Origin of the sequence: Pigmentiphaga daeguensis (assembly GCF_039523035.1) — a bacterium.
Lineage (GTDB): Bacteria > Pseudomonadota > Gammaproteobacteria > Burkholderiales > Burkholderiaceae_B > Pigmentiphaga > Pigmentiphaga daeguensis.
In genome coordinates, this window is the sequence record NZ_BAAAEN010000006.1 from 50,959 (window position 1) to 73,588 (window position 22,630).

Consider the following 22,630-nt stretch of genomic DNA (forward strand, 5'->3'; position numbering starts at 1 on the left):
CCTCCTGAAAGGGCCGTTGGTGCGGGGTTAAGCCTGGCGGCCGGTTACTCGCGCAAGCACGGCGCGCGCTTCGCCGGCGTTTGCGCCCCGCCAGGCGACGATCTGGTCGGGCCGGATGAGGGCCAGCGGCGCTTCGTACAACGCGCGCAGCGCCGGCGACGCCAAGCGGAGGGGCTTCAGGTCGATGGCCAGCTCCCGCGCGGCGATCTCGAAACCCGTGTGCGGCGCCTCGTCCTCGCCCAGCACCAGCAGCGTCCATTCGCGGTGGAACAGGTCGAACAGCGAACGGCCGTCCTCCAGCCACATGTGCGGTGGCCGGCCGCCGGGACTGGCGGTGGGGACGTACTGGTTGGGTTCGTCCGGCGGCGGCGGCACGCCGTCGCCCACGATGATGGGCGAGCCGTCGTAGCGCCCCCCGAACGTGACGCCGGGAATGTTGAACTCCAGCCGCGCATGCTCGTCCAGGTGGCGCGCGGCCGCCATGCGTTCGGCCTCGCCCTGCGGCGTATCCGCTTCCAGCACGGCCCTGGCCTGGAACAGCCCCACCGAATCGGCGAAGCGCCTGGCAAAGCCGGTATTCCGCTCGGCCAGCGGCCTGCGCTCGGCCTCGTAGCTGTCCAGCAGCGCCGGCGGCGCCTGTCCCTTCAGCACGCTGGCGAGCTTCCACGCCAGGTTCACGGCATCCTCGACCGCCGTGTTGTAGCCCAGGCCGCCGGTGGGCGTAAACAGATGTGCCGCGTCGCCGGCGATGAACGCACGGCCGCGGCGAAAGCGCCGGGCGACCAGCGCGTGCCCGGCCAGCCAGGTGCCCATGGACAGGATCTCCATCGGCACGTCCGCTCCCACGGCTTCGGCGAAGATGCGGCGGGCATCGGCCTCGGTCCAGCTTTCCGGGGTCTCTCCGGGGTGGACCGCGGCATGGAAGGCGAATTCGGCCACGCCGTCCACCGACGCCATGAAGGCGCGCCGCTGGTGGTTGACCGCGACGTACATCCAGGCCTTGGCATGGGGCAGCCTGGACAGGAGTTCGGGCGAGCGCAGGTAGATGGCGAACATCTTGCCGCCCATGAACTCGCGCTGGATGCCCGTCACGCCGCCCCACTCAATGCCCAGTTGTCCCCTGACGAAACTGCGCGCGCCGTCGGCGCCCACCAGGAACCTCGCCTTCACCTCCACGGGGTCGCCGCCCTTCACGGGCTGCACTCGCGCGACGATGCCATCGTCCTCCTCGCGGAATTCCTTCAAGGCCCACCCGTAGCGCAGGTCGATCGACGGCCAGGCCTGGGCATGCCGCCGCAGCGCCGCCTCGACGAATTTCTGCGACACGCGGTGCGGCAGTTCGGCGGCGCTCCAGGAACCCGTCATGGTCTTGATCCGTACTGCGGCCTGGGCGGCCGTGGGCAGCTTGATGCGCGCGAGCTCGTGGCCCGCGTAGCGCGTGAAGTACGCGATGTCCGTGGGATGGTCGGCAGGCAAGCCCAGCGCCCGGATCTCGTGCGCGAAGCCCAGCCGGCGGAAGTGCTCCATGGTTCGCGCCTGGGTGGCGTTGGCCTGCGGATTGAAGGCGGTGCCCGGCTTGGCGTCCACGACCAGGCAGCGCACGCCGCGCGGCCCGAGCTCGTTCGCCAGCATCAGCCCGCACGGCCCGCCCCCGGCGACCAGCACGTCGACGTCGAGCCGGTCCAGGCCCCCGACAGTAGACTGTGCGTCGTCAAGCATCGTATGTTTCCTTTTCCGGGCGGCCCGGTTCGATATTTATTTAGGTTACCAAAGCAAATGGCCCCGCACAATCCGATTCCATCCCGTGAAAACCCTTGATAGCAACGCCTACCACTGGCGTACCCACAATCCCGGCCGCGTGCTCAACAGCGCCTTGCGCCGCTTCGAGCAGCGCGTCATGGACCTGATGACCGAGGCGGGACACGCCGAGACTCGCCGCTGGCACGTGAACCTGACCCGCCACCTGGACCTGGACGGCACGCGCATCACCGACCTGGCCCGGCGCTCGGCCATGACCAACGCGGCAATGAACGAATTGATAGGACAGTGCGAGGAACTGGGCCTGGTGGAACGCGTGGCCGATCCGGCGGACAAGCGGGCCCGCATCGTGCGCTTCACACCCACGGGACTGGCGTGGCTGGATGATTTCGGGCGGGCCGTGGCGGTGGCCCAGGAAGAGATGGTCAGGGAAGTCGGCAGCCGCAACCTGTCGGTCCTGTTGAAGGACCTGGCCGCCTACGCCGGGTCGATCGATTGAAGCGGCGCGGTATTCAGGCGGGAAGGGATTTCACCGCCTCGAATCGCATCAACGTACGCGTGCGCGCCCGCGCGTGGTCCACGACCGGCAGCGGATAGTCCCGCCCCAGCCGCAGGCCGCACGCCTTGGCATCCACCGGCCGCATCGCGGCCGGAAAATGGATGTACCGGTCGGGCACGCGCGCCAGTTCGGGCAGGTAGCGACGGATGAAGCCGCCGTCGGGATCGAACTTCTCGGACTGGGTGACCGGATTGAAGATGCGGAACCACGGCTGCGCGTCGCAGCCCGTGGACGCCGCCCATTGCCAGCCGCCGTTGTTGGCCGCCAGGTCGTAGTCGTTCAGGTGCCGGGCGAAGTGCCGCTCGCCCCGGCGCCAGTCTATGCCCAGGTCCTTGGTCAGGAACGAGGCCGCCACCATGCGCAGGCGATTGTGCATGTAGCCGGTCTGGTGCAACTGGCGCATCGCCGCATCCACCAGCGGGTAGCCCGTGCGGGCCTCGCGCCAGGCCTGCCAGAGCTCGGGCGCGTCGTCCCAGGACAGGCGATCGAAGGCGGGCTTGAAGCAGCCATGCACCACGTGCGGGTGGTGCCACAGGATCATCTGATAGAACTCGCGCCAGACCAGTTCCGACAGCCAGGCCTGCGCCCCCTCGCCGCCATGGCGGCGTGCCAGCGCGGCCAGTTGGCGGATGGACACGGTGCCGAAGCGCAGGTGAGTGGACAGGTACGAGACGCCCTTGCGCGCGGGATAGTCCCGGGTCTCGTGGTAGCGCGCCAGGCGGCGTTCGAAATCCCGCAGCAGCGCGCGGCCGCCCCGCATGCCGGTGGGCAGCGCCAGCTCGGACAGGTTGGTGGGCAGGAAACCCAGCGCCTCCAGCGCGGGCGGATGCTCGCCCGGGGGCTTGGGCGCCAGGCGGGCGGCATGGCGCTCGACCGGATAGGACGCGAGCTGGAAGCCATCCGCCCGCTGCAGCCACGCTCGCCGGTACGGCGTGAACACGCTGTAGGGCTGCCCCTGCTGCGTCAGCAGTTCATCCCTGTCCAGCACCACCTGGTCCTTGTAGTCGCTGAAGGCGATGCCGCAGTCCGCCAGCTCCCGCGCCACCCGCTGGTCGCGCGCAATGGCATCGGGCTCGTAGTCGCGATTGGCCAGGACCTCGCGCACCCCGAGTTCCCGCGCCAGCCGGACGATGCATGCCGCCGCGCCGCCGTGGCGGACGATCAGGCCGCTTCCCGCGGCTCCCGCCTCGCGCGCCAGGCGGTCCAGCGCCTCGTCCAGCTCCACCACACAGGCATGGATGAACGCCACGCGTCGATCCGCGCGGGCGGGCAGGGCATCGAGAATGTCGGTATCGAAGACGAAGGCGCAATGCACCTTCCCGTAGCGGATCAGCGCCTGATGCAGCGCCGCATGGTCGAAGCTGCGCAGGTCGCGCCGGAACCACACCAGGGCGGTCCCGGCCCGCGCGTCACTCGTCATGGACGGTGGCCCGCCTGCGGCGCGGCGCGGCGGCCTGCGCCCGCGCCTCGGTTTCACGCCGGGGCGCGCGGGCGCGCTGGCGCTCCACGCGCTCGGATACGCGGCGCGACAACTCCCGGGTGGATGGAATGCGCAGGCTGCGTTCCTCGGCCTTTTCCTCGTCCTCGGCCAGGTTGGCGATGATGCCCAGCAGCACCTTGCGCGCCACACCTATTTCGTCCGCCGTCAGCCCCCGGATGCCGATGCGGTTGACGTCCTCGGCCAGCGGGATCAGCTTGCGCTCGAGCTCGCGGCCCCGGTCCGTCAGGTACACGTACATGTTCTTCTTGTTGCCCGGCAGGTGCTTGCGCTCGACGTAGCCCAGGGCCTCCATGGCCTTGAGCGCGCTGTAGGTGGTGGGCTCCATCACGCCCGCCTCGTCGCTCAGTTCGCGCTGCGTCAGCCCGTCCTGGACCCACAGGATGCGCAGGAAGGCCCAATGTCCGAACGATACGTGATGCTCGTTCAGTCGCATCTGCAAGGCGCGGACGAAGGCGCGCGTGGCGTCCTTGACGAGGTGGGCCAGGCGGTCGTTGGGCGCCGCGCGCTGCCAATGCTCCAGGATCTTGCGGGTGTCTTCGGCGGAACTCATGGTCTTCCGGGGGGTGTGCTCGCGCAAATGATACCCGTCCGGGGGGCCTCGGAAGGGGCTTGAAAAATACTTAGGGCTTTAATATTATTCTTATAGCTCTAATAAACCAGTGTGCCCGGATGGCTGGGACACGGTTCGCGAGCAGACACGCGCCAGGAACAAGGCGCGACATCCACCCTAGGAGACCTCCATGACCCATTCCGTACACCGCCTCGTCCGAGATGCCGCCACGGCGGCCACCCGCCTGGGCCTGGTCGCGCTGCTGGGCTGTGCTCCGGCGTTGGCCAGCGCCGACGACGCGGCCGACTACCCCTCCCGCCCCGTCCGTTTCGTCGTGCCCTACGCCACCGGCGGCCTGCCCGACACGGTAGCTCGCATCATCGGCCAGCGCCTGACCGAGCACCTGGGCAAGTCCTTCGTGGTCGAGAACAAGCCCGGCGCCAACGGCGTGGTAGCCGCACAGACGCTGATGAACAGCCCGCACGATGGCTATACCTTCCTGGTCACCGACGGCTCGATGATGTCGATCAACCCGTCGCTGTACAAGGATCTCGCCTATCAGCCCAAGCGCGACTTCATGCCGGTCTCGCTGGTGGCGACCTCGCCCCTGTTCATCGCCGCCCGCCCCGACTTTCCGGCCAATACGCTGCAGGAATTCGTCGAGCTGGCCAAGAAAAGCCCCACCGGCATCACCTACGGCTCCTCGGGCGTGGGCAGCAGCCACCACCTGACGATGGAAGCCCTGAAAAGCGCGCTGAACCTGCGGCTGGACCATGTCCCGTTCCGCGGTTCGGGCCAGGCCGTGCCCGCGCTGGTGGGCAAGCAGGTGGACCTGGTGGTGGCCGCCCTGCCTTCGCTGTCGGGGTTCGCGCAAAAGGGGCAGGCCAAGATCCTGGCCACGAATTCGCTCAAGCGCTCGACGCTGGCGCCCGACGTCCCCGCCATCTCCGAGATCGTTCCCGATTTCAATTTCGCCGTCACCGTGGGCGTGCTGGCGCCTACCGGTACGCCCCAGGCCATCGTGCAAAAGCTCAGCGTCGAGATCGCCAAGGTGGTCAAGCAGCCCGAGGTCATCAAGCAATTGCAGGGGCTGGGCATCGAGCCCGTGGGCGGAACGCCGTCCGAGTATGCGCAAGCCATCGACGAGGAAGCCCGCCGCTATGCCGGCCCCATCAAGGCCGCGGGCATCAAGCCGGAAAATTGAAGGAGAAACAGCATGTTGTCGCGTGAAAAGAACGAGCGGCTGTGCCGCGTGGAGGGCGATGCCCCCATGGGCGCGCTGATGCGCCGCCACTGGCTGCCGCTGTGCCTGATCGAGGAAGTGGCCGAGCCGGACGGCGCTCCGGTGCACGCCCGGCTGCTGGGCCTGGACCTGGTCGTGTTCCGCGACACCCAGGGCCGCATCGGCGCGCTGGATGAAAAATGCCCGCACCGGCGGGTCTCGCTGGTCTATGGCCGCAACGAGGAAGGCGGGTTGCGCTGCCTGTACCACGGCTGGAAGATGGACGTGACCGGGCAGGTGCTGGACATGGCGTCCGAGCCCGAGACCAGCCCCATGGCCTCGAAGGTGCGGACCAAGGCCTACCCCACGCGCGAGTGGGGCGGCATGGTATGGGTATTCCTGGGCACGGAGGAAGACGCGCCCGAGTTCGTCCCCCCGCCCTGGGCGCCGACCCGGGACGCCAAGGTCAGCATCGCCAAGGTCATCCTGCCCTGCAACTGGGCGCAGGTCCTGGAAGGCGCGATCGACTCGGCCCACAGCTCCAGCCTGCACTCGTCGGACTTCGTGCCCGCCAAGGTCAGCGGCGCCGAAGCCACCGACAAGAACTGGCTGCGTCCGTCCACCGACAAGGCGCCGCGCCTGCAGGTCGAGCGCACGCCCTACGGTTTCCGCTACGCCGCCATCCGCCGCCCCATCTTCGATGCCGACACGCAGGACTACGTGCGCTCGACCGTGTTCGTCGCGCCGTTCACCGTGCTGGTCCCGCCCAACAATCTGTACAACGTCGCCAACGTGAACGTGCCCATGGACGACACGAACACGGCGTTCTACTTCCTGGCCTGGGGCCATCCCGCCAAGACGCCCGATACCGAGACCTGGCGCAAGTTCCTGCGGACGCAGATCGGCCCCGACGTGGACGAGCGCTACCGGCCCCACCGCAACCACGACAACCGCTTCTGGCAGGACCGCCAGGCGATGAAGGCGGGCAACTTCACCGGCATCACCGGCTTCCCCAACCAGGACATCGCCATGTGGGTGACCATGGGTCCCCTGGCCGACCGGTCCGAGGAAAGGCTGGGCACCAGCGACCTGGCCATCGTGGAGTTCCGGCGCCGGATGCTGGCCGCGCTGGACGAGTTCGCGTCGGGCGAGACGCCCATCGCCCTGGGAGAGAACGCCATCCCCAGGGAAATCTGTTCGTTCCAGGCCATCGTGCCCAAGTCGGTCGACTGGCGCGAATACAAGGTGTCGCACGTATGGGACGACGTACCCGCCCCCCAGCGACTCGACTCCAACTATGAGGTATAGCCCCCCCTACGCGCTTACGCGCGCCCCCCAGGGGGCGGCACTGGCGGACCGGCGGAGCCGGATCCGCTGTGCCCGGGGTTAGGCCACGGATTTTCGGAGGAAGTCTGATGTCGATTGCTCCATTGCGGCTGGGCGTAGCTGGGCTGGGACGCGCCTTTTCGCTGATGCTGCCGACCTTCCTGGGCGATGCGCGCATCGTGCTGGCGGCGGCTTGCGACCCTCGGGAGGCCGCGCGCGGGCAGTTCGCGCGCGACTTCGGCGCGCCGGTGCACGGCGACATCGAAGCGCTGGCGGCCGATCCGTCGCTGGACGCGATCTACGTCGCCAGCCCCCATCAGTTCCACGCCCGCCACGCCGAGATCGCCGCGGGGCATGGCAAGCACGTGCTGGTGGAAAAGCCCATGGCGCTGGCGATGGACGAATGCGACCGCATGATCGCGGCTTGCGAGCGCGCCGGCGTGCATCTGATCGTGGGGCACTGCCACAGCTTCGACACGCCCTACCTGAAGACCCGCGAACTGATCGCCAGCGGCGAGTTCGGCAAAGTGCGCATGATCCATGCGCTGAACTACACCGACTACCTGTACCGTCCGCGCCGGCCGGAGGAACTGGTGACCGCAGAGGGCGGCGGCGCCATCTTCAGCCAGGCCGCGCACCAGGTGGACATCGTGCGGCTGCTGGCCGGTTCGCCGCCCACGCGGCTGCGCGCCGCGGTCGGCAACTGGGATCCGCGCCGCGTCACCGAGGGCGCCTATTCGGCCATGCTGTGGTTCGAATCGGGCGCCTACGCCTCGCTGTCCTACAACGGCTACGCGCATTTCGATTCCGACGAATGGACGGGCTGGATAGGCGAGATGGGCAACCGCAAGTCGCCCGACGACTACGGCGCCGCGCGGCGCAAGCTGGCCGCCGTGGCCTCGCCGGAGGAAGAGGCCCGCGCCAAGGCCGCCGGCACCTATGGCGGATCGGCCTACAAACCGCCGGCCGACGACGACGAGCCCCGGTCCTATCAGCACTTCGGCCCCATCATCGTGTCCTGCGACCAGGCCGACCTGCGGCCGCTGCCCGACGGCATCGCCATCCACGCCGACAACGAGAAACGCTGGGTACCGCTGGAGCGCCCGGCCGTGCCGCGCCATGAAGTGATCGACGAACTGGTGGCCGCCGTGCGGCAAGGGCGGGCTCCCCGGCACGATGGCCGCTGGGCCCGGGCCACGCTGGAGATCTGCCTGGCCATGCTGCAGTCGTCGCGGGACGGCCAGGACGTCCCGCTGGCGCATCAACCGTCCTGGTAGTCGCCGGCCGGACGCTCCAGGAAGTCCCCCACATAGACGAGGTGCTCGAACGGCAGTTCATGCCGGCCGGCCACCTCCACCAGCGTATCGAGTGTCGCGCGCAGCACCTGCTGCCGCGCCTCGCGCCCGGCATGGCAGACGATGGCCACGGGCGTGCCGCCGGGATAGCCGGCGCGCAATTCCTCCACCACCCGGACCAGGTCGGTCCGCATCGTGAACAGCACCAGCGCGCTGCGGCTTTGCGCCAGCACCGACAGGCGGTCGCTGCCTGCATAGCCTTCGTTGGCGTTCTTGCCCAGGCTCAGGATCACCGACTGGCTCGTGGCGCCGCCCGTCACGGCGCAGCCCAGGGCGGCGTTGCCCGCGGCGAAGCTGGAGATGCCAGGCACGACCTCGGGAGCCAGATCGCGGAACGCGTCCAGGTAGCCGATCTGCGGACCGTACAGCGTCGGATCGCCCTGCGTGAGGACCGCCACGATGCCGCCCGCCGCGACGCAGGCGCGAATGGCCTGGCGGCGCGGCGCCTCTTCGGCCTCGACCTCGTCCGGCGAGGCGCGGCGTCTCGCCATGGGCGTGAACAGGCCATGGCCGGCTTCCATGAAGCGCTTGTCCGCCAGTTGTCCGGGATAGCGGGCGGGCGCGTCGGCCTGGCCCAGCACCAGGTCGGCCTCGCGCATGATGCGGTCGGCCCGCAGGGTCAGATGGTCGGGGTCTCCCGTGCCCAGGCTGACGAGATAGAGTTTGCCGGGTTGGGACGGCATCGGTTCCTCCTAGCGGCCGGTCCGCCACATGCCGTCGCGCGCCATCCTGTCCACGATCTCGCCGATCAGGCCGGCGATGGCCGATACGGCCTTGCCGGGCCCCTTGGTCTTGGCGAAGACCAGCGCGACGGTGCGCTGGAACGGCGGGTCGACGATGCGGGCGGCCTGCACCTCGCCCTTGGCGACCTCGGTCCACACCGCGTGCAGCGGCAGCACCGTGTACAGCCGCTCGCGCGCGACCAGCGAGGTCTGGAGCGGCAATGAATCGGCCTCGATCACCGGGGCCAGCGTGATGTGCTCCTGGCGCGCCATGGAATCGAGCGCGGTGCGCAGCCCGTTGGGGGCGCTGGGCAGGATGAAGGGCAGCTCGTGCAAGGTGCGGAAGGACACTTCCTCGTGCGCGGTCAGGCGATCGCCCGCGGGACCGATCAGGTAGCTGTCGACGGTGGCCAGGCACTGCTCGTGCTCGGGCAGCGTGCCACCGTAGCGGTACAGGATGCCGATGTCCACGCGCGCATCGGCCAGCCATTCCTCCACCTGGCCGATGGAGCCTTCCAGTACTTTCAGGCTGACGCCGGGATAGCGGGCCCGCACCTCGGTGAAGAGCTGTCCCACCAGATGGTGGCCGATGGACGGCAGGGTGCCCAGCGTGACGCGGCCGCTGGCGTCGCGCGCCTGCTCGCGGATCTCGTTTTCCAGCTGTTCGGCGTCGGCAAGCAGCGCGCGGACCTGGGGAAAGATGCGCTGCCCCACGTCCGACAGCTCCACGCCCCGTCCGGTGCGCACGAACAGCCGCGTGCCGCACTCGCGCTCGAGCGCGTTCAACTGCCGGCTGAGCAAGGATTGGTTGCTGTTCAGGAACAGGGCCGCGCGCGTCAGGCTGCCCAGTTCGCCGATCGCGAGAAAGGCCCGCCATTTCTGCAGGCTGGCGGTGACGTCCAGTTGGATGCTGGTGGCTTTCGGGTGCTGCATCGCAAGCGGCGCTCGTCCGGGAAAAGAAGACGAGTTTATACCCGCCCGCGCATCGCGGGACGCCCCGCCCCGCCCCGCGCCGGGCTCCTACCGCCCCTTGAACACCGGCGCCCGCTTCTCGCGGAACGCGGCCTGCGCCTCGGCGGCATCCTCGGTGGTGGCGATGATCGCCGTCATGTCCTGCTCGTAGCGATAGCCATCGCGCAGGCTCATGTCCTCGATGGTGTTCAGCGTGTGCTTGCCCATGCGCGTGGAGACGGGGCTCTTGGCGGCGATGACGCCGGCCATCTCCATGGCGGCGGGCAGCAGATCCTCCGGCGCGGTGCAGGCCTCGACGATGCCCAGCCGGTAGAGCTCGGTGGCCGGCACCCGGTACCCCGTCAGCATCATGCGCCGCAGCAGCGAATGGGGAAACAGGCGCATCGCGTGGCGGCATCCGCCCAGCAGGCCCACGTCGACCTCGGGCAGGCCCAGCGTGGCGCGCTCGGAAGCGATCAGCACGTCGGCCGAGGCCACCATGGCCAGCCCCGATCCCAGCGCCGGGCCGTTGATGGCCGCGACCACCGGCTTGGCGCACTCGCGGATGGCATGGAAACACTCGCGGGTGCGGCGCAGGTGCGCGGGCAGGTCGCCCGGCCCCTTGATGACGTCGGCCCGGCCTTTCAAGTCCGCGCCCGCGCAGAACACCTTGCCCGCCCCCGTCAGCACGACCACCCGGACGTCGGGCGTCTCGGATATCCAGTCCAGCGCCGCGGTCAGTTCGTCGTTCAACACACGGGTCAGGGCGTTGACGGGCGGGCTGTCCAGGGTCACCAGGGCGACGTGGCCGTCCACCCGCAGCTGCAATTGCTTGAATTCGTTCATGGAAAAGGTCGTGGTCGTGGGCAGGATACGCAGCGAGTCTAGGCGTGCGCGCCGCCCGCGCAAAGGCGGGCCCGGTCAAGGCTGCTATGCGCCCCGCGCCATAGCGCGCGCGGGCGCCGCGCCCGATAATGCGGCGAAGACGAGAGGAGCCCATGCCCAGAATCGACCTGCCCACGCCCGAAACCATGAGCCCGGAACAACGCCGGGTGCACGACAAAGTCATCGCCGGCAAGCGTGGCCGGCTGCGGGGGCCGCTGCGCGCCGCGCTGTACAACCCCGAGCTGGCCGACCGCTGGTCGGCGATGGGCGAACTGCTGCGCTACGACACCACCCTGCCGCCCCGGCTGTCGGAACTGGCCATTCTGGTCACCGCCCGGGCCTGCAGTTCCCCCTTCGAATGGGCCGCCCACAAGACCGAAGCCGAGAAGGCGGGCGTGGAAGACTGGATCATCGAGGCGCTGCGCGAACAGCGCATCCCCAATGAACTGGCGCCGGACGACGCGCTGGTGGTGCGCTACGCCAGCGAGCTGAACGCCCGCCGGTCGGTGTCCGACGCCACCTATGCCGCCGCGCTGGCCCGCTTCGGCGCGCGCACGGTGGTGGAACTGACCGCGCTGGTCGGCTACTACACCCTGGTGGCGATGACGCTGAACGCGCACGAGATCCCGCTGGAGCCCGGCGTCGTCGCCGCCTTTCCGCTGCCCCAGGACGACCCGGCGGTATGGGGCCAGAGGCAATGAGCGGCGCCAGACAGGCCACGCCCATCACGGGCTGGGATTGCCACAACCACCTGCTCGGCCCCTACGACCGCTTCCCGCTGGCGGCCGAGCGCAGCTATACGCCGCCCGAGGCACTGGTCGCGGACCACTCGGCCATGCTGGCCAGCCAGGGTCTGTCGCATGCGGTACTGGTGCATCCCAGCGCGTACGGGGAAGACTATTCGCTGCTGTTCCACGCGCTGTCGGAGCACGACCATCTGCGCGGCGTCATCGTGGCCCGCCCCGGTACGCCGCTGGAACTCGGCTCGCTGCGCGAACGCGGCGTGCGCGCGCTGCGCTACAGCCATCGCAGCGGCGCGGCCGGGAATTTCGCCGGCAGCGCCTCGATCGACGACTTGCGGCAGATGGCGCGCGCGGTCGCCGATGCCGGCCTGCACGTCGAACTCTGGACCGACTGCCAGGCGCTGCCCGGCATCGCGCCGCTGCTGGCGAGCCTGCCCTGCCCGGTCGTGATCGATCACATGGGCAGCTTCGACGTCGACGCGGGAACGAACGATGCCGGTTTCCAGCAACTGGTCCGGCTGCTGGGCGAAGGCAGGGCCTGGGTCAAGCTGTCGGCCTACCGCAGCTTGCTGAAGACACCGGACCTGGAACCTGGGCGCCCCTTCCATCGCGCGCTGGTCGAGGCCAATCCCGACCAGCTCGTCTGGGGCAGCGACTGGCCCCACATCCGCATCGACCCGTGGCCCGGCACGCGCCGGCTATTCGACACCTTCCTGGCCTGGACCGGCAGCGAGCCGCTGGCGCGCCGGATCCTGGTCGACAACCCGACCCGGCTCTACGCCTAGGGCGCGCCTATCCTTCCAGCACGGGCTCGGTGCGGCGAAAGGACGGCCGCGCCGCGATCTCTCCGTACCAGGCGGCCAGATGGGGCGCCCGTTCGCGCCACTGCAACGCGCCGAAGCGGAAGTCCAGGTAGCCCAGCGCGCAGCCCAGGCCGACATGGCCGATGCCGAATGGCGCCGCCGCCAGCTCGCGCGCCTCGCCTTCCAGCCTTTGCAGCGACGCCTCGGTCTTGATCCGGAAGGCCTCGATGAGCGCGTCCGAGCGCTGCGCGCCGTCGCGGTCGGCCTCGTTGCGCCAGAGGATCAGCACGTCCAGCAGGCCGTCGGCGAAAGCGTGCCAGCGCAGGGTCCGCCATTTCTCACTGCCCTTGGGCGGAAACAGCCTGCCGCCGGCGAGATCGTCCAGGTATTCGCAGATGACCGCCGAATCGAACAGGGCGGTGCCGTCGTCCAGCACCAGTGTCGGAATCTTGCTGAGCGGGTTGTCCCGCATGATCTGCGGATTGGGTCGCAACATGGCCGCGACCGACCGCACCAGCTCTACCCGGTCCTCCAGGCCAAGCTCATGCAGGCAGACCATGACCTTGCGCACATAGGGCGACTTGGGCGACCAGTGCAGCTTCATGTCCGTCCCCATCAGATGGCGCCCGCGGCGCGCAGCGCCTCGATGCCGGCGGCATCGTAGCCCAGTTCGGCCAGGATCTCGGCGCTGTGCTGGCCCAGCGTGGGCGGCGCCGCGAGCCCCGGCAGCGCGGCGTCGGCGAACCGCATGGGGCTGGCGACCTGGGGGACCCGGCCACCGCTGGGATGCTCCACGTGGCGCAACAGGCCGCGCGCGATCGTCTGCGGTTCCTCGAACACCTCGGCCACGGTGTTGATCGGGCCGCAGGGCACGCCTGCGCCATCGAGCAGCGCGAGCAGGCTCGCGCGGTCGCGGCGGGCAAGATCCTCGCGCAGCATGGCCGACAGTCGTTCGATGTTGCGCACGCGCTGGGCGTTGGTGGCATAGCGTTCGTCCGCCGCCCATTCCGCGTGGCCCAGGGCCTCGCACAGCTTGCGGAACTGGCCGTCGTTGCCGACCACCAGGATGATGTCTCCGTCCGCGCAGCGGTAGACGTCCTGCGGCTGGATGTTGGGATGGGCATTGCCGTTGCGCCGGGGCGGCTTGCCGGACACGAGATAGTTCATGGCCTGGTTGGCCAGGGTGGCCACCTGCACGTCGAACATGCCGATGTCGATGTACTCGCCCCTGCCCGTCTCGTTGCGCCGGGCCAGCGCGGCCAGCACGGCCACCGCCGTGTACATGCCGGTCATCAGGTCGACGATGGGCACGCCCACCTTCTGCGGACCGCCGCCCGGGCGGCCGTCGCGTTCGCCGGTCACGCTCATCAGGCCGCCCATCGCCTGTATCAGGAAATCGTAGGCGGGCTGGTCGCGGCGCGGCCCGGTCTGTCCGAAACCGGTGACCGAGCAATAGATCAGCCGGGGATTCAGCGCCCGCAGCGACGCCTCGTCCAGCCCATAGCGCGCCAGCGTGCCGACCTTGTAGTTCTCCAGCAGGATGTCGGCCCGCATGGCCAGTTCACGCACGATGCGCTGGCCCTCGGGCGTGTCCAGCCCCACCGTGATCGACCGCTTGCCGCGATTGACGGCGAGATAGTAGCCGGCCTCCTCGGTATCCTCGCCCCGGCCGTCCTTCAGGAAAGGCGGCCCCCAGGCGCGGGTGTCGTCGCCGCTGCCCGGGCGCTCCACCTTGATGACGTCGGCGCCCAGGTCGGCCAGGGTCTGGCTGGCCCAGGGGGCGGCCAGGATGCGGCTCAGGTCCAGGACTTTGACGTGCGACAACGGGCCCGTCGATCGATGCATACATTCCTCCGCGTGCGCGCCGATGGCCGGACGCGTCTCGTCCCGTCCGCGCCTGTCGCCGCTGTCCGGACTCTAGGGGCACGGCGGAGGCTTGCCTACTGCCTGCGCCGGCAAGACTGCAATGCGTCCATGCGCATAACGTGCGCTATATCCCGGGCGCGCAGGCAGAAATGCCGCGCGGGTACACCGCGCCGGCGGCGCCAACCGGAATAATGGACTGCATTCCACGGACATTCCCCGGAGACACCACCGATGGACGACGCGCACGGCCGGCCCCCGGCCCCCCCTGGCCGCATGAGGATAGGCGTCGCGGGCGCGGGCGCGATAGGCGGCTTCCTGGCCGCGCGCCTGGCCCTGGCGGGCAACGATGTCGGCGTGCTGGCGCGCGGCGCCACGCTGCGTGCGCTGGACGAACACGGCATACGGCTGGAGAGCGGCGGCACGCGGTCGGTCGCGCGCGTGCGTGCCAGCGACGACCCGCAGCGGCTGGGTCCGCAGGACCTGCTGATCCTGGCGGTCAAGTCGCCGTCGCTGCCCGGGCTGGCCGACCGCCTGGGCCCCATGATCGGACCGGACACCCTGGTATTGCCCGCGTTGAACGGCGTCCCGTGGTGGTTCTTCCAGTCGGGCGGCGGTCCCCTGGCCGGCCACCGACTGCGCGCCGTGGACCCGGACGGCCGGCTCGAACGCGCGATCCCCGCCGACCGCATCCTGGGTTTCGTGGTGTTTCCCTCCAGTTCCTGCCCCGAACCCGGCGTGGTCGTGCACGCCTCGGGATCGCGGCTGGTGGTGGGCGAACCGGGCGGCGGCCCCAGCCCGCGCGCGCAACGCGCGGCCGACTGCCTGGCCGGTGCCGGTTTCGACGCCTCGGCCAGCCCCGACATCCGCCGCGTCGTCTGGGAAAAACTGCTGGGCAACGCCTGCTTCAATCCGGTCAGCCTGCTGACGGGCTCGCACACCGATCTCCTGATCGACGACGAACGGGTCAACCGCCTGTTCCAGGCCATGATGCGCGAGCTCCTGGCCATGGGCGACGCGCTGGGCCTGCCGCTGGCCATCGAGCCCCCGGCGCGGCTGGCGGTCACGCGCAAGCTGGGCCACATCAAGACCTCGATGCTGCAGGACGTGGAAGCGGGCCGCGCGGTGGAACTGGACAGCATCCTGGGCGCGGCCGTCGAGATTGCCCAGGAACTGGGCGTGCCCGCGCCGCTGCTCGACACCGTCTACGCGCTGGCGCGGGTGCGCGCCGAACGGCTGGGCCTGTACGCCCCGCCGTTAACGCCCACGCCATAGCAGCTTTGCGCGGCGGCGCCTATCCGGCGGCGAAGCCGGCCAGATACCATGCCCGGACATCGACAAGACAGGCGGCCACGTCCGCCACGGAGGAGACTGCCATGCACGCCAGACGCCTTGCGGCATGCCTGATCGCGAGCTGCACCCTGGGGATCTTCACGGCACCGGCCATGGCGCAAGGCGCCTCGTGGCCCACGCGGCCGATCCGCTTCATCGTGCCCTTCCCGCCCGGTGGCCCCACCGACAACTATGTGCGCACCATCGCCGGCCCCCTGGGCGAAGCGCTCAAGCAGACCATCGTGGTCGAGAACCGCGCGGGCGCCGGCGGCTCGATCGGCACCGCGGCCGTGGCCAAGGCGGCGCCGGACGGCTACACCATGGGCCTGGGCGCCGGCGGCGCGCTGATGGTGATGCCCCACCTGATGAAGGTGCCCTACTCGGTCACGCAGGACCTGGCCTACGTCTCGAGCCTGGCGCAGGTGCCTGCCGTCATCGCGGTCAACGCCAGGTCCGGCATCACCAACATGGCGCAGTTCCTGGAGCGTGCCCGCAGCCATCCCGGCAAGATGAACTACGGCAGCGCGGGCACCGGCACCATGGTCCACCTGGCCGGCGAACGCTTCAAGCGCGCGGCGGGCATCGACATCGTCCACGTCCCCTACGCGGGCGCTGCCCCCGCCATCACCGATCTGCTGGGCGGGCAGGTCGAGTCCATGGTCTCGGACCTGACGCCCATCCTGCCCCACGTACAGGCGGGCACGGTGCGCGTGCTGGCGGTGACCACCGAGAAGCGGACCCCGCTGCTGCCCGACGCGCCGACCCTGGTCGAGCTGGGCTATCCCAAGGTGGTGCAGGCGACCGAGTACGGCGTCATCATGCCGGCCGGCACGCCGCCCGCCATCGTCAACCGCGTCCAGCGCGAACTGGCCACCATCATGGCCACCCCCGAGGTACGCAAGGCCTACGAGCAGATGGGCTCGCTTGCCGTGTCCAGCTCGCCCGAGCAATATCGCAAGAATGTCCTGGGCAGCTATGAGTTCTGGGGCCAGTTCATCAAGGAAACCGGCATTTCGCTGAATTGATCCAAACCACAGGAAACCTTGTCATGCCGACCTCAAGCGGTCAGACCATCGCCCAGAAGATCCTGGCCCGCGCCGCGGGCCGCGAGACCGTGGCGCCGGGCGAGTACGTCAACTGCGTGCCGGACCACGTGGTCACCCAGGAGATGGTCTGGCCCATGCACAAGCGCAACCTGGAGAAGATAGGCGCGACCGCGTTCGCCCGGCCCGAGAAGGCCATCATCGTCATCGACCATACGCCGGCGGCCGCCACCGGCTCGCCGCACGCCGCCACGCACCACATGCTCAGGCAGCTGACGCGCGACTTCGGCGTCGACAATTTCTACGGCCCCAATACCGGGCTGCGCCACCTGGTGCTGGTCGAACGCGGCTTTGCCCGGCCCGGGTCGCTGGTGTTCTCGGACGAAGGCAACATCGCCTCGATCGGCGCGGTGGGCGCGCTGAACATCCCCATGTCCACCGACGTGCTGGCGCCGCTGCTGAACGACCGGCACTGGGTCTGCGTACCGCGCACGGTGCGTATCGAGCTGGTGGGCAGCCTGCCGTTCGGCGTGACCGGGCGCGACCTGGTCCAGGCCATCATCCGCGACCACGAGGAACAGGGAACCTTCCTGCAATGCTGCGTCGAGTATGGCGGACCGGCGCTGGCGGGCCTCAGCCTGGACGACAGGCAGGCCATCCTCGCCTCGACCTTTCACACGGGATCGGACACCGCCATCATGGACGTCGATGCGCGCGCGCTCGACTACGTGGACGAACGCGCAGACGGCCGGCCCTACCAGGTGATGCGCAGCGACCCGGACGCGGACTACGCGGCGGTGCTGACCTACGACCTGTCGCGGCTGACGCCCATGGTGACCGTGCCGCCCACGCAGAGCGGCGCGGTCGACGTCGCGCAGGTGGCGGGCCGGCGCATCGACCAGGCCGCGGTCGGGTCCTGCGCCAACAACCGGCTGGAAGACATGCGGGCGGCGGCCGCCGTGCTGCGCGGCCGCCGGGTCGCGCGGCACGTCACGATGTACATCTCGCCCGGCAGCCAGAACGTCTATGCCGCGGCCGCGCGCGAAGGTTTGCTGGAGGTGTTCGCCGAGGCCGGCGCCACCGTGCTGTCGCCCGGCTGCAATACCTGTTGGGGCTACCTGGGCGTGCTCAGCGGCGAAGACGTCTCCATCACCACCCACCAGTTCAACTACCAGGGCCGCAACGGCAGCACCCAGGCCGCGGTCCACCTCGCCTCGCCCTACACGGTGGCGGCCTCGGCCGTGGCGGGAGAGATCACGGATCCGCGCCCGCTGCTGGCGGGCAGGCTTTGAGGAGCGGCGCGACATGAACGAGACATCCTCCGTGCGCACCCTGCGGGGCCGGGTCTGGAAATTCGGCGACCAAGTCTGCGGCGACGACGGCATCATCGAATTCGCCGCGGTGCGGGACGGCTTCGGCAAGCCGTTCGACCTGGACGCGCTCCGGCAGATGTGCTTTCGCCAGTTGCGGCCGGAGTTCCCGTCGCAAGTCCGGCCGGGCGACATCGTCGTCGGCGGCAAGAACTTCGCGCATCACAACCACGTGGAAGTCAGCGTTGCCATCAAGGCCTCGGGGATCGCGGCGGTCCTGGTGGAGTCCTGCGAATCGGGCTTCATCCGGCGCGCGCTCAGCCAGGGGCTGCCGATACTGCTCGTTCCAGGCATCACGCGGGCCGTGGCCGATGGCGACGTGATCGGCGTCACGCCGGCCACCGGGGCGATCGAACTGGCCGACGGCCGCATCATCCCGTCACCACCGTTTTCGCCGCAGATGGTGCGGATCTGGGAAAGCGGCGGGCTGGTCAACGCGCTGGCGAGCGAGTTCGCGGCGGCGCGCATCTAGGGCCTGTTCCCGCTAAAAGCAGGCCCGCACAGGCCGGGAATGGGCCCTAGGCTGGATTCTTCAGGCGCGGGTCGAACTGCACGGTCCGGCGCAGCGATTCCCGCTCGGCCATGCGGTCGGCCCAGGCCGACAGGCGCGGCCGCGTGGCGCGCCACTGCAGGTCGGCGAAGCGGAAATCCGCATGGCCGACCCCCACCGCCACGCCCAGGTGGCCGATGTCGAATTCGCGGCGATCCAGCTCGTCCACCGTGGCTTCGAGCGCATCCAGCGTGGCCAGGGTCTTGGCGTGGTACGAGGACAGGTGCGCCGGCGACTGGAGCGCCGGGTCGCGGCCGCGTTCGTTGTTCCACAGGATCAGGATGTCGGTCAGTCCGTTGCCCAGCGCGTGCCAGCGCAACGCCTCCAGCCGCTGGTCGAACCCCTGGGGAAACAACCGTCCCTTGCGGCTGTGATGGTCCAGGTATTCGCAGATGACCAGCGAGTCGTACAGGGCCACGCCCTCGTCGTTCACCAGGGTGGGAATCTTGCCCAACGGGTTGTCCCGCTCCACGTCGGCGTTCACGGTGGACAGCGAAACGATGGACAGGCGGGTTTCGATGGACGCGTCCAGTCCGGTCTCGATGGCCGCCGCCATGACCTTGCGCACGTAGGGGGAACGGGTGGACCAATGCAGCTTCATGCGCGCTTTCCGTCGAAACAGTTCGTATGGCGGCCAGTATATCCACCCGGGCATCCGGCCACCCCGCGCAAAGCAGGTGTGACGGCCGGGTGATAGCAGCGGACGGGCGGCGTCGCTATAGTCCGTGGATGCCTAGGAACGCGCGCGCCCGGGCGCGCCACAGGGGAGACAGATGGCCATCAGCTACGACCTCGTGCGATCGGTCAGCGCCCAGCTCTACGAACGCGCGCTGAAGAAAATACCCGAGGACACCAAGGAAGCGCTGCGCGCGGCCGAGCGCGGCGAGCACAACGAGGTGGCGCGCGGCACGCTGCGCATCATGCTGCAAAGCGCCGATGCCGCCGAGGCCCGCCAGCATTTCGTCTGTTCCGACTCCGGCGTGCCGGTGTACTTCGTCGGCATCGGCACCGGCGCCCGGCTGGAAGGCGATATCAAGCGGGCCTTCGCCGACGGCTTCGACGACCTGGTCGCCACCATCCAGCCGCCGCTGCTGGCCCACGTGACCAATCCGCTTACCAACGAGCGTGGCTACAAGGGCAAGGACATGCCCATCGTGACCTTCGACCTGATCGACGGCGCCGACTACGTGGACATCACCTGTTCGCCGAAGGCGCTGGGTTCGGGCCGCTGGGCCGCGCTGGAGATCTTCACCTTCCCCAGCCTGGAGACCATCGAGCGCTACGTGATGGAGGTCATCCTGAAGGCGGGGTCGCAGCACTGCCCGCCGGTGGTGATCGGCGTGGGCATAGGCGGCACCTTCGACTATGCCGCCAAGCTGGCCAAGCAGGCGACGCTGCGGCCCATCGGCACGGTCAATCCCGAGCCCGTGCTGGCTGCGATGGAAGACCGCTTGAAGGAAGCCGCCAACGCGACGGGCTTCGGCCCCATGGGTACCGGCGGCGACAGCACCGCGATGGCCGTGCACGTGGACTATGCCTCGGGCCATGGCTTCACGCCGGTGGCGGTGTGTTTCAACTGCTGGATCAACCGGCGTACCCGCGCCCGCATCCATGATTCGGGCCGCGTGGAGATCATCGAATGACCGGCCGCCATGACGAGGACGCGACATCGTGAGCACCGTACACGAGCTTGAATTGCCACTGGGCGAGGAAGCGGTCCGCGCGCTGCGCGTGGGCGACCAGGTCCGCCTGCACGGCGAGGTCGTGCTGTGCGCGGGCATGACCACGCATGAACGGCTGACCGGGCTGCTCGACCGTGGCGAAGCGCCGCCCATCGATCTGCGCGGCGCCGCGCTGCTGCACCTGGGCAGCTACAGCCGGGAAGCCGATGGCCATTTCGAGGTGCTCTACCTGAATCCCACGACGAGCACGCGCTTCAATGGCTTCATGCCGCGGTTGATACGCGGATTGGGTTTGCGGGTGGTGGGCGGCAAGGGCGGACTGGACGCTGGCAGCGTCGAGGCGATGCGCGCGGAGGGTTGCATCTACCTGTCGTTCCTGGGAGGTGGATGCACGCTTCTATCCGAGGCGATACGCGAGGTGGTAGCGGTGCACTGGAACGACCTGGTTCACCACTACCGGCTGGTGAAGCTGCGGGTGGAGGGGCTGGGCCCCGCCACCGTGGGAATCGACGCCCAGGGCAACAGCCTTTACGGCGACCTGGCGGAGACGGCCAGGGAACGGTTGCCTGAAATACTGGCCCGGCTGGATGAGCGGCGGCGTTCCGCCCGGGGTTGAGCGCTAGGGTTTGGGATTGGGCTCGGGTTCCGCGCCAGGCTGGCGCTGAAGCATGGGCCGGTGGAAGATCTCGCCCAGCGCGGCGTAGAAGGGCCCGCCCAGGCGGGCGATGGGGCGCATGGCGGCGCTGGCGACGCGGCGGCCGTCGTAGATGTCGGGAGACAGGTGGAAGGCGACGACCTGGCCGATGTACAGGGTGTTGTAGCCCTCGCCCAGGGCGATGGCCTGGTCCAGGCGGCATTCCATCTGCACGGGGGTCGAGGCGATGCGGGGCGGCTTGACGTGGTGGCTGGGCAGCAAGGGAATGCCCAGGGCCTCGGGTTCGCTGATCTCGGGCGGGTACTCGGCAGCGCTGGCGTGCATGATCTCCAGGTCGGCCTCGGTCGAGACGTTGACGACGAATTCGCCCGTCTGGACGATGTTGCGCGCAGTGTCCTTCAGGTCGCCGTCCAGCGTGGAGATGTTGACCGCCAGCATGGGCGGGCGGGTGGCGACGTAATTGTAGGAGCTGAACGGGGCGGCATTGACGCGGCCGTTCCCGTCCTGCGTGGTGATCCAGGCCACGGGGCGCGGCACCACGCAGCCGACGACGAGGCGGTAGGCGTCGGCCGGGTCCAGGCCCTGGCCGTCGACGCGTATGAATTCCTTCATGTTCTCCGGTTCCAGTCGCGGCGCGGCGAAGATGCCGCGCCCGCGGGGGTTCATTTCGCCAGCATGTCCAGGGCGCCCAGCAGTTCGGTCATCGCCGTCTTGTCCTTCTGGGCGAAGGCGGTGACTTCGGCCGGCGTCATGTTGTCGATGCTGCCATCCTGCTGCGCCAGGAAGCGCTGGTGTTCCGGCTCGGCGTTGATCGCCGTCAGCGCCGAGCTCAGTTTCTCGATGATAGCCGGGGGCGTGCCGCGCGGCGCCGCCAGCGCATACCAGGTGGAGACTTCGTTCCAGTTCTTGATGCCGGCCTCGGCCATCGTGGGCACGTCGGGCAGCAGCGAAGACCGCTTGGCACCGGTATAGGCGATGGCCTTCAGGCGGCCGTCCTTGACGAAGGGCAGCACGGGCGAGGCGCTCAGCATGCCCAGCTCGACCTGGCCGCCGATCAGGTCCTGCAGGGCCGGGGCGGCGCCCTTGTAGGGAACGTGGGTGATGTCTATGTTGGCGCGCCGGCGCAGCAGTTCGCCGGCCAGGTGGGTCGGGCCGCCGGTGCCGGCCGACGCGAAGTTGAGCTTGCCGGGCTGCTTGCGCGCGCGGTCGAGCAGGTCCTGCATGGTGTTGATGCCGAGCTTGGCGTTGGCCACCAGGACCACGGGCTGGTTGGCGACCAGGCCGACCAGGTCGAAGTCCTTCAGGCCGTCGTAGGTCGCGCGCTCGATCAGCGGACCGACCACCATGCCGGGCGAGGTGCCCATCAGCAGGGTATAGCCGTCGGGCTTGGCGCGCGCCACGTAGCCGGTGCCCACCATGGCCCCGCTGCCGGCCTTGTTCTCGACGACGACGGGCTGGCCCAGGCGGTCCTTGAGCCGGGATGCCAGCTCCCTGGCCAGCGTATCGGCGGGGCCGCCCGGCGCGTAGGGGTTGATCAGGGTGACCGGCCGGGTGGGGTAGTCGGACTGGGCGTGGGCGGCAGGCAGCAGCAGGGCCGTGGCCGCCAGGCCTCCGAGCAGGATGGCGAGTGCGCGTTTCAAGGTCGTCTCCATGGCTTATGGTTGTCCGCCATCCGGCCGCATCCGGCCATGGCGCTGCGACCCACTATAGAAGCGCGCACTTCCCCGTCCCAGGTCCGGGGAAGGCAAAGCTGATATGTA

At 69.3% G+C, this 22,630-nt stretch carries 23 protein-coding genes; 12 read left to right on the forward strand and 11 right to left on the reverse strand.

All coding sequences use genetic code 11. From position 1 onward, the window contains the following. Window positions 1-27: 27 nt before the first annotated feature. A complete protein-coding gene (locus ABD104_RS10005) occupies window positions 28-1,719 on the reverse strand; it encodes an FAD-dependent oxidoreductase (RefSeq protein WP_087838005.1) in 1,692 nt (563 codons plus the stop codon). A gap of 85 nt (window positions 1,720-1,804) precedes the next feature. Between ABD104_RS10005 and ABD104_RS10010 the strand changes: the two genes are divergently transcribed. Then, window positions 1,805-2,257, forward strand: a complete 453-nt coding sequence (locus tag ABD104_RS10010) for a MarR family winged helix-turn-helix transcriptional regulator (protein ID WP_343927453.1) — start codon at window positions 1,805-1,807, stop codon at window positions 2,255-2,257. 13 nt (window positions 2,258-2,270) lie between these two features. Here the strand turns inward: ABD104_RS10010 and ABD104_RS10015 are convergent, their stop codons facing one another. Together ABD104_RS10015 and ABD104_RS10020 are read right to left on the reverse strand one after the other, a co-directional pair. Beyond that, window positions 2,271-3,737 carry a cryptochrome/photolyase family protein gene (locus ABD104_RS10015; protein WP_132979543.1) on the reverse strand — a complete coding sequence of 489 codons (1,467 nt, stop codon included), beginning with the start codon at window positions 3,735-3,737 and terminating at the stop codon, window positions 2,271-2,273. Further along, on the reverse strand, window positions 3,727-4,368 hold the full coding sequence (locus tag ABD104_RS10020) for a MarR family winged helix-turn-helix transcriptional regulator (RefSeq protein WP_087838016.1): 642 nt from the start codon (window positions 4,366-4,368) through the stop codon (window positions 3,727-3,729). The genes ABD104_RS10015 and ABD104_RS10020 overlap by 11 nt, the downstream gene beginning before the upstream one ends. A gap of 190 nt (window positions 4,369-4,558) precedes the next feature. On the opposite strand from ABD104_RS10020, the gene ABD104_RS10025 reads away from it, so the two are divergent. The 3 genes from ABD104_RS10025 (at window position 4,559) to ABD104_RS10035 (ending at window position 8,193) form a co-directional block, all read left to right on the forward strand. Further along, window positions 4,559-5,572, forward strand: coding sequence for a Bug family tripartite tricarboxylate transporter substrate binding protein (locus tag ABD104_RS10025; protein WP_087838017.1), 1,014 nt, complete (start codon window positions 4,559-4,561; stop codon window positions 5,570-5,572). Window positions 5,573-5,584: 12 nt separating this feature from the next. Next, entirely contained in the window at window positions 5,585-6,898 is a 1,314-nt protein-coding gene (locus ABD104_RS10030) for a Rieske 2Fe-2S domain-containing protein (RefSeq protein ID WP_087838018.1), read from the forward strand. Window positions 6,899-7,005: 107 nt separating this feature from the next. After that, window positions 7,006-8,193 (forward strand): Gfo/Idh/MocA family protein, encoded by a 1,188-nt coding sequence (locus ABD104_RS10035; protein ID WP_087838019.1) that lies wholly within the window; start codon window positions 7,006-7,008, stop codon window positions 8,191-8,193. Here ABD104_RS10035 and ABD104_RS10040 read toward each other — a convergent pair. The 3 genes from ABD104_RS10040 to ABD104_RS10050 form a co-directional block, all read right to left on the reverse strand. Next, complete coding sequence (locus ABD104_RS10040) at window positions 8,178-8,954, reverse strand: SAM-dependent methyltransferase (RefSeq protein WP_087838020.1); 777 nt, start codon at window positions 8,952-8,954, stop codon at window positions 8,178-8,180. The genes ABD104_RS10035 and ABD104_RS10040 overlap by 16 nt on opposite strands. Before the next feature lie 9 nt (window positions 8,955-8,963). Then, a complete protein-coding gene (locus tag ABD104_RS10045; RefSeq protein ID WP_132979541.1) occupies window positions 8,964-9,926 on the reverse strand; it encodes a LysR family transcriptional regulator in 963 nt (320 codons plus the stop codon). 87 nt (window positions 9,927-10,013) lie between these two features. Next, entirely contained in the window at window positions 10,014-10,790 is a 777-nt protein-coding gene (locus tag ABD104_RS10050; protein ID WP_087838022.1) for an enoyl-CoA hydratase/isomerase family protein, read from the reverse strand. Window positions 10,791-10,942: 152 nt separating this feature from the next. On the opposite strand from ABD104_RS10050, the gene ABD104_RS10055 reads away from it, so the two are divergent. After that, complete coding sequence (locus ABD104_RS10055; RefSeq protein WP_087838023.1) at window positions 10,943-11,530, forward strand: carboxymuconolactone decarboxylase family protein; 588 nt, start codon at window positions 10,943-10,945, stop codon at window positions 11,528-11,530. Beyond that, window positions 11,527-12,357 (forward strand): amidohydrolase family protein, encoded by an 831-nt coding sequence (locus ABD104_RS10060; protein WP_087838024.1) that lies wholly within the window; start codon window positions 11,527-11,529, stop codon window positions 12,355-12,357. The genes ABD104_RS10055 and ABD104_RS10060 overlap by 4 nt, the downstream gene beginning before the upstream one ends. Before the next feature lie 7 nt (window positions 12,358-12,364). Here ABD104_RS10060 and ABD104_RS10065 read toward each other — a convergent pair whose 3' ends face one another. Continuing rightward, on the reverse strand, window positions 12,365-12,979 hold the full coding sequence (locus ABD104_RS10065) for a glutathione S-transferase family protein (RefSeq protein ID WP_087838148.1): 615 nt from the start codon (window positions 12,977-12,979) through the stop codon (window positions 12,365-12,367). Between the two features lie 11 nt (window positions 12,980-12,990). Beyond that, window positions 12,991-14,220, reverse strand: a complete 1,230-nt coding sequence (locus tag ABD104_RS10070) for a CaiB/BaiF CoA transferase family protein (protein ID WP_087838025.1) — start codon at window positions 14,218-14,220, stop codon at window positions 12,991-12,993. 252 nt (window positions 14,221-14,472) lie between these two features. Between ABD104_RS10070 and ABD104_RS10075 the strand changes: the two genes are divergently transcribed. From ABD104_RS10075 to ABD104_RS10090, 4 genes are all read left to right on the forward strand, one after another. Continuing rightward, the gene (locus ABD104_RS10075; RefSeq protein ID WP_338616672.1) at window positions 14,473-15,513 is read left to right on the forward strand and encodes a ketopantoate reductase family protein; all 1,041 of its coding nucleotides are present in this window, start codon (window positions 14,473-14,475) and stop codon (window positions 15,511-15,513) included. A 101-nt stretch (window positions 15,514-15,614) separates the two neighbouring features. Then, complete coding sequence (locus ABD104_RS10080) at window positions 15,615-16,595, forward strand: Bug family tripartite tricarboxylate transporter substrate binding protein (protein ID WP_132979538.1); 981 nt, start codon at window positions 15,615-15,617, stop codon at window positions 16,593-16,595. 23 nt (window positions 16,596-16,618) lie between these two features. Then, window positions 16,619-17,905: a 3-isopropylmalate dehydratase large subunit gene (locus tag ABD104_RS10085; protein WP_279815688.1), complete on the forward strand. Its 1,287-nt coding sequence runs from the start codon at window positions 16,619-16,621 to the stop codon at window positions 17,903-17,905. A gap of 13 nt (window positions 17,906-17,918) precedes the next feature. Beyond that, the gene (locus ABD104_RS10090) at window positions 17,919-18,455 is read left to right on the forward strand and encodes a 3-isopropylmalate dehydratase small subunit (RefSeq protein WP_087838028.1); all 537 of its coding nucleotides are present in this window, start codon (window positions 17,919-17,921) and stop codon (window positions 18,453-18,455) included. A 46-nt stretch (window positions 18,456-18,501) separates the two neighbouring features. Here the strand turns inward: ABD104_RS10090 and ABD104_RS10095 are convergent, their stop codons facing one another. Continuing rightward, window positions 18,502-19,134, reverse strand: coding sequence for a glutathione S-transferase family protein (locus ABD104_RS10095; RefSeq protein WP_279815686.1), 633 nt, complete (start codon window positions 19,132-19,134; stop codon window positions 18,502-18,504). Between the two features lie 172 nt (window positions 19,135-19,306). On the opposite strand from ABD104_RS10095, the gene ABD104_RS10100 reads away from it, so the two are divergent. Together ABD104_RS10100 and ABD104_RS10105 are read left to right on the forward strand one after the other, a co-directional pair. After that, window positions 19,307-20,176: a fumarate hydratase gene (locus ABD104_RS10100; protein WP_087838030.1), complete on the forward strand. Its 870-nt coding sequence runs from the start codon at window positions 19,307-19,309 to the stop codon at window positions 20,174-20,176. A 28-nt stretch (window positions 20,177-20,204) separates the two neighbouring features. Continuing rightward, entirely contained in the window at window positions 20,205-20,831 is a 627-nt protein-coding gene (locus ABD104_RS10105; RefSeq protein ID WP_207958620.1) for a fumarate hydratase C-terminal domain-containing protein, read from the forward strand. A 3-nt stretch (window positions 20,832-20,834) separates the two neighbouring features. On the opposite strand, the gene ABD104_RS10110 is transcribed toward ABD104_RS10105, so the two are convergent. Together ABD104_RS10110 and ABD104_RS10115 are read right to left on the reverse strand one after the other, a co-directional pair. After that, a complete protein-coding gene (locus tag ABD104_RS10110) occupies window positions 20,835-21,482 on the reverse strand; it encodes a flavin reductase family protein (RefSeq protein ID WP_165963121.1) in 648 nt (215 codons plus the stop codon). A 50-nt stretch (window positions 21,483-21,532) separates the two neighbouring features. After that, window positions 21,533-22,510, reverse strand: coding sequence for a tripartite tricarboxylate transporter substrate binding protein (locus tag ABD104_RS10115; protein WP_243724479.1), 978 nt, complete (start codon window positions 22,508-22,510; stop codon window positions 21,533-21,535). Window positions 22,511-22,630 lie beyond the last annotated feature (120 nt).